The organism is Corallococcus llansteffanensis, assembly GCF_003612055.1.
Classification (GTDB): Bacteria; Myxococcota; Myxococcia; order Myxococcales; family Myxococcaceae; genus Corallococcus; species Corallococcus llansteffanensis.
This window is the reverse complement of record NZ_RAWB01000714.1, coordinates 1-4,491: the sequence shown is the minus strand read 5'-3', so window position 1 is coordinate 4,491 and position 4,491 is coordinate 1. Positions and strand designations below refer to the sequence as shown.

Below are 4,491 nucleotides of genomic sequence, written 5' to 3'. Positions count from 1 at the left end.
CCGCCACGCCCCAGGCGAAGCGCGCGTCGATGCCCCCCGGCGCCGCGTTGAGGTAGCCCTGGGCGGAGTCGTACAGCGGCGTCGCGGGCGGCAGGTCCGCCGCCGCGAGCAGCGTGCGCAGCGCCGCGTCCATGCCGAAGCCCACCATCGCCGGCTCCGCGGGCGGCTGCGCGTACGCCGTCTCCACGCTGTCCAGCGCGTTGAGCGCCGCCACCAGCTCCGTCACCTGCTCGGCGGAGGTGCCCGGCACCAGGGGCACCTCGAAGTACAGGTTGAGGTCCGCCAGCTGCCGGCCGCTCCGGGCCTCACCGCTCGTCTTGTTCGCTTCCAGCGTGGCTTCGGGGTCGGCGGCGAACAGCCGGCGCGGCGCGGACGTGCGCGGCGCCCGCTCCAGCAGGGCCTGCGCGGCGCTCACGTCGTCGCCGACGCGGGCCTCCGTGAGCCGCCGGGCGCCCAGCAGCTCCCGCTCGGCCAGGGTGCGCTCGGAGGCCAGCGACCGCAGCCCGGAGGCGCGCAGGCGCACGCGGCTGCCCTCGTGGAACTTCACCACCACGCGCTCCACCCGCGTGCCTTCGGGCAGCGAGGGCGTGGCGCGCTTGTCGGCCGCGAGGCGCGGTTGGAGGGGAGCGGCGGCGCTCGCGACGGCGGGCACCGCGCTACACAACAGCAGGCCCACCAGGGTCTGGGTGAGACGGGAGACGAAGGGCATCCGGAGTCCTTGGAAGGAGGGTGGAAGGCGCCCCGCATCATGGATGTCCGGTCTGACAAGGAATACGTGTTGCGCGGCGTGGGCCGGAAGCGTCACGCGAGGACGCCTCCGGCCACGCGGTGGGCCTTGAGGCTCGGTGAGGCCCGGGCTCAGTAGTTGCCGGAGATGACCTTGGGCAGGGCCTTCTGCAGGTCCGGCAGCGGGCCGATCTGGCGCGCGTCCGCGGCCTGGGCGGTGCCGTTGTTGCGCAGGAGGCCGCGCATCTGCACGGACGTCAGGCGGCGGCCGTTGGCGAGCGCCACGCCCTGCGCGCTGAGCGCGGTGCCCACGATGATGGGCGACGCGCTGGAGGTGCCGCTGAACGTGGACGTGTAGTACTGGTCCTCGCTGCTGTTGCCCGCGAAGCGGTCACCGTAGCCGGTGGTGACGACGGCCTCGCCCCAGCCGTGCACGTTCACGCGCGCGCCGTAGTTCGTCCAGCACATGGGCACGCGGGTGGTGCGGGTGCTGGCGCCCACGAGGATGGCGCCCGAGTCGCGCGTCGCCGGGTTGAAGCGCCCGCCGTAGGCCGCCGCGTCCAGGTTCGCGCTGCCGTTGCCCGCGGCCTCGATGACGATGACGCCGTTGGCGGTGGCGGCGCGGACGGCGTCGTACTCCGCCTGCCAGTACTCCATCGCGATGTAGTTGCACTGGCTGGTGTTGCACGTGCACGCCGTGCCGTCCGCGGGGCCCTGCGAGTGCAGCTCCACCAGGATGACGCCGCCCGCGCCCAGCGCGCCCGCCGCGTTGGTGATGGCGCTCGCGGCGCTCTGCGCGCCAATGGCCTCCACGCCCGGCGTCGCCGCGTTGGCGATGCCCGTCACGCCGTAGGCGTTGGACGCGCCAATGATTTCACCCAGCACGGCCGTGCCGTGGTTGCGCCAGCCCAGGTCGTTGAACTGGGTGCCGCCCACGCGGAAGAACGCGGGAAAGTCCTCGTGCGTGGTGCGCCAGCCGCCCTCGATGTCCACGAAGCGCGTGTTCGTGCCCCGGCCGCCGTTCACCGTCCACGCGTACAGCGCGTTGACGCCACCGGGCGCCGCGTTGAGGTAGCCCTGCGCTGACTCGTACTGCGGCGTGGTGGGCGGCAGGTCCGCCGCCGCGAGCAGCGTGCGCAGCCCCGCCTCCATGCCGAAGTTCACCATCGCCGGCTCCGCGGGCGGCTGCGCGTACGCCGTCTCCACGCTGCCAACGCGGTTGAGCGCCGCCACCAGCTCCGCCACGCCCTCCGACGTGGTGCCCGGCAACAGCGGCACCTCGAAGTACAGGTTCAGGTCCGCCAGCTGCTGGCCGCTCAGCGTCTCACCCGACGCCTTGCTCGCGTCCAGCGCCGTCTCCTCGGACTCGAACAGGCGCGAGAGCGCACCGATGCGCGGCGCGCGCTCCAGCAGCGCCGTCACCTCCGCCACGTCCGCGTCCACCCGCGCGTCGTCCAGGCGCAGGCCCGCCAGGGACTCGCGCTCAGCCGCGCCCCGCTCGGAGGCCAGGGCCCGGAGCGCGTCGCCGCGCAGGCGCACGCGGCTGCCCTCGTGGAACTTCACCACCAGCCGCTCCACGAACGTCTGGGAGGGCAGCTCACGCCCCGTGGGCTTGGGAGAGAGAGCGCGCGGCGCCAGCTTCGGCGCGGCGCCAGCAACGGGGGCCAACGCCAGCAGGGACACAGCCATGACCGCGCCGCGCAGGGGGCGCAGGGACAGCGTCGACTTCAGCATGGACTTCCTCCGGGATGAACAGCCACCCCAGCATCGCATGCTGGTCTGTCATTCAAGTCGAGTTATTCAGATATTGCTGCTCTGTTGCTTTATTCGAGTCCCGTTGAACCTGTCGGTGCCGCAGGCGGTTCACGTGCTCTGTTCGAAGGGCACGGGCGGCCGGGCCAGGGCGCGCTCCGCGGAGAGGCGGGCCTGGTCGAGGGCGTCGAAGCCGCGCTCCAGGGTGGCGGGCGTCACCGGGGGCAGGTTGGAGACGACCACGTAGACGGGCACGCCGCGCTGCTGGAGCACGGTGAGCTGGAGGCGGAAGTGGTCGCGCCGGAGGGCGGCGGATCCGGCGGCGAGCCCCTGCGGGTAGGCCATGGGACCGCCCACCACCTTGCGCGTCCGGCTGGGCAGGAAGTGCACGAGGATGGCGTCCAGGTCCTTGCCGATGGCGCTCTCGTGCAGGGACAGCGCGGGCGCCTTGTCCACGAGCCCGCCGTCCCAGAACAGGTTGCCGTTGAGCGGCACCGCGCGGAACAGGCCGGGATAGGCGCAGGTGGCGTGGACGCGGGGGGCAAGCTCCCCGGTGGTGAAGACCTCGTGCGTGCCGTGCGTGAGGTTGGCCGCGGTGAGCAGCAGCGGGTGCGGGGTGTCCTCGAAGGTGGGCACCGGCAGCGTGTCCTCCAGCAGGCGCCGGAAGCGGTCGCCCTTGAGCAGGCCGGTGAAGCCGTGCCCCGCGGACGCCACGTTGAGCATCGCGCCAATGGGGTCCGGGTCCCAGAAGTTGGCGCGCGTCTGGCGCAGCACCAGCTCCTCCAGCTGGTCCATGGGCATGCCCGCCGCCGCGTATGCCGCCACCATGCCGCCCGCGGACGTGCCCGCGTACGCGTGGGGCTTCAGACCGGAGGCGTGCAGCCCCTTGAGGAAGCCCGCGTGGCCGTAGAAGCCGAAGTAGCCCGCGGAGAGGACCAGCCCGAAGCGCTTGCCGTCGAGCAGGGAGTGCAGCGTGTTGGTGGGCGCCATGGTGGATTTTTACGGGATGGTTGTGTGGGAGGCAACGCATTGCGTTGCCGGGATGATTGTCAGGAAGGGGGAAATCGATATATGTTGATGCGGCGATATGGACGTCCTCTCCCAATCCTTCCGTGTCCTGGGGGACACGACGCGGCTGCGCATCCTCCGGCTGGTGGCGCAGGCGCCCCTGAACGTGACGGAGCTGGTGTCGCTGGTGGGGGTGGCGCAGTCGTCGGTGTCGCACCACCTGTCGAAGCTGAAGGGGCTGGGGCTCATCCGCGAGGAGCGTCAGGCGGGTTTTACCTACTACTCGCTGGCGCTGGAGACGGACGACACGCGCTGGCCGCTCGTCCGCCTGGCGCGCGAGGCGGAGGACGCGGCGGGGGACTCGGCGCGGCTCAATGACCTGCTGCGTGCGCGGGAGGACCGGCAGGCCCTCAACGAGCGGCTCCTGGAGCCGGGGCAGTCGTGGTTCCTGTGGGCGGGCGCGCTGGCGTCGCTCCTGCCGCCGCTGGACGTGGCGGACTTCGGCTGTGGCACGGGCGTGTTCAGCCGGGCGCTGGCCCGGTGGGCGCGGCACGTGTGGGCCATCGACCAGAGCGAGGACGCGCTCGCGCAGGCCCGGGCGCACGCCACCCGCGAGTCGCTCACCAACATCACCTTCCTGCGCGAGGATCTGCACCGGCTGTCGCTGCCGGGCGGGCGCATGGACCTGGTCGTGATTTCGCAGAGCCTGCACCACGTGGAGTCGCCGGCGGCGGTGGTGTCGGAGGCCGCACGGCTGCTCAAGCCCGGCGGCCGGCTGGTGGTGCTGGAGTTGCTGCCCCATGAAGAGAAGTGGGTGCTGGAGCGTTTGGGTCACCGGCACCTGGGCTTCGCGCCCGAATCCCTCGAAGCGGCCCTTCGCGAGGCCGGCTTCACGTCGTTCACCCGCGAGACGCACGCGCGCGACGGGGCCAGTCCCTTCCGCGTCTTCCTGCTCACCGGAGTCAAACCGTCATGACGAGCCACCCTGCCCACCCCCTGCCGCTG

The 4,491-nt window shown here is 72.2% G+C and carries 3 protein-coding genes and 1 pseudogene; 1 reads left to right on the top strand and 3 read right to left on the bottom strand.

Annotation, left to right across the window (positions count from 1 at the left end):
• The 3 genes and pseudogenes from D7V93_RS38790 to D7V93_RS38780 form a co-directional block, all read right to left on the bottom strand.
• Window positions 1–709, bottom strand: a pseudogene (locus D7V93_RS38790) (peptidase S8); the annotation flags it as partial.
• A 149-nt stretch (window positions 710–858) separates the two neighbouring features.
• Window positions 859–2,460: a S8 family serine peptidase gene (locus D7V93_RS47535; protein WP_120648099.1), complete on the bottom strand. Its 1,602-nt coding sequence runs from the start codon at window positions 2,458–2,460 to the stop codon at window positions 859–861.
• 129 nt (window positions 2,461–2,589) lie between these two features.
• Complete coding sequence (locus tag D7V93_RS38780) at window positions 2,590–3,468, bottom strand: patatin-like phospholipase family protein (RefSeq protein ID WP_120648098.1); 879 nt, start codon at window positions 3,466–3,468, stop codon at window positions 2,590–2,592.
• Window positions 3,469–3,565: 97 nt separating this feature from the next.
• Here D7V93_RS38780 and D7V93_RS38775 point away from each other — a divergent pair, with 97 nt between their 5' ends.
• On the top strand, window positions 3,566–4,462 hold the full coding sequence (locus D7V93_RS38775) for an ArsR/SmtB family transcription factor (protein ID WP_120630155.1): 897 nt from the start codon (window positions 3,566–3,568) through the stop codon (window positions 4,460–4,462).
• Window positions 4,463–4,491: the final 29 nt, after the last annotated feature.

Bases quoted from the DNA above. Each gene is read 5' to 3' on its own strand.
- D7V93_RS38775 (WP_120630155.1), top strand. From the start codon at position 3,566: ATGGACGTCCTCTCCCAATCCTTCCGTGTCCTGGGGGACACGACGCGG.
- D7V93_RS38780 (WP_120648098.1), bottom strand. From the start codon at position 3,468: ATGGCGCCCACCAACACGCTGCACTCCCTGCTCGACGGCAAGCGCTTC.
- D7V93_RS47535 (WP_120648099.1), bottom strand. From the start codon at position 2,460: ATGCTGAAGTCGACGCTGTCCCTGCGCCCCCTGCGCGGCGCGGTCATG.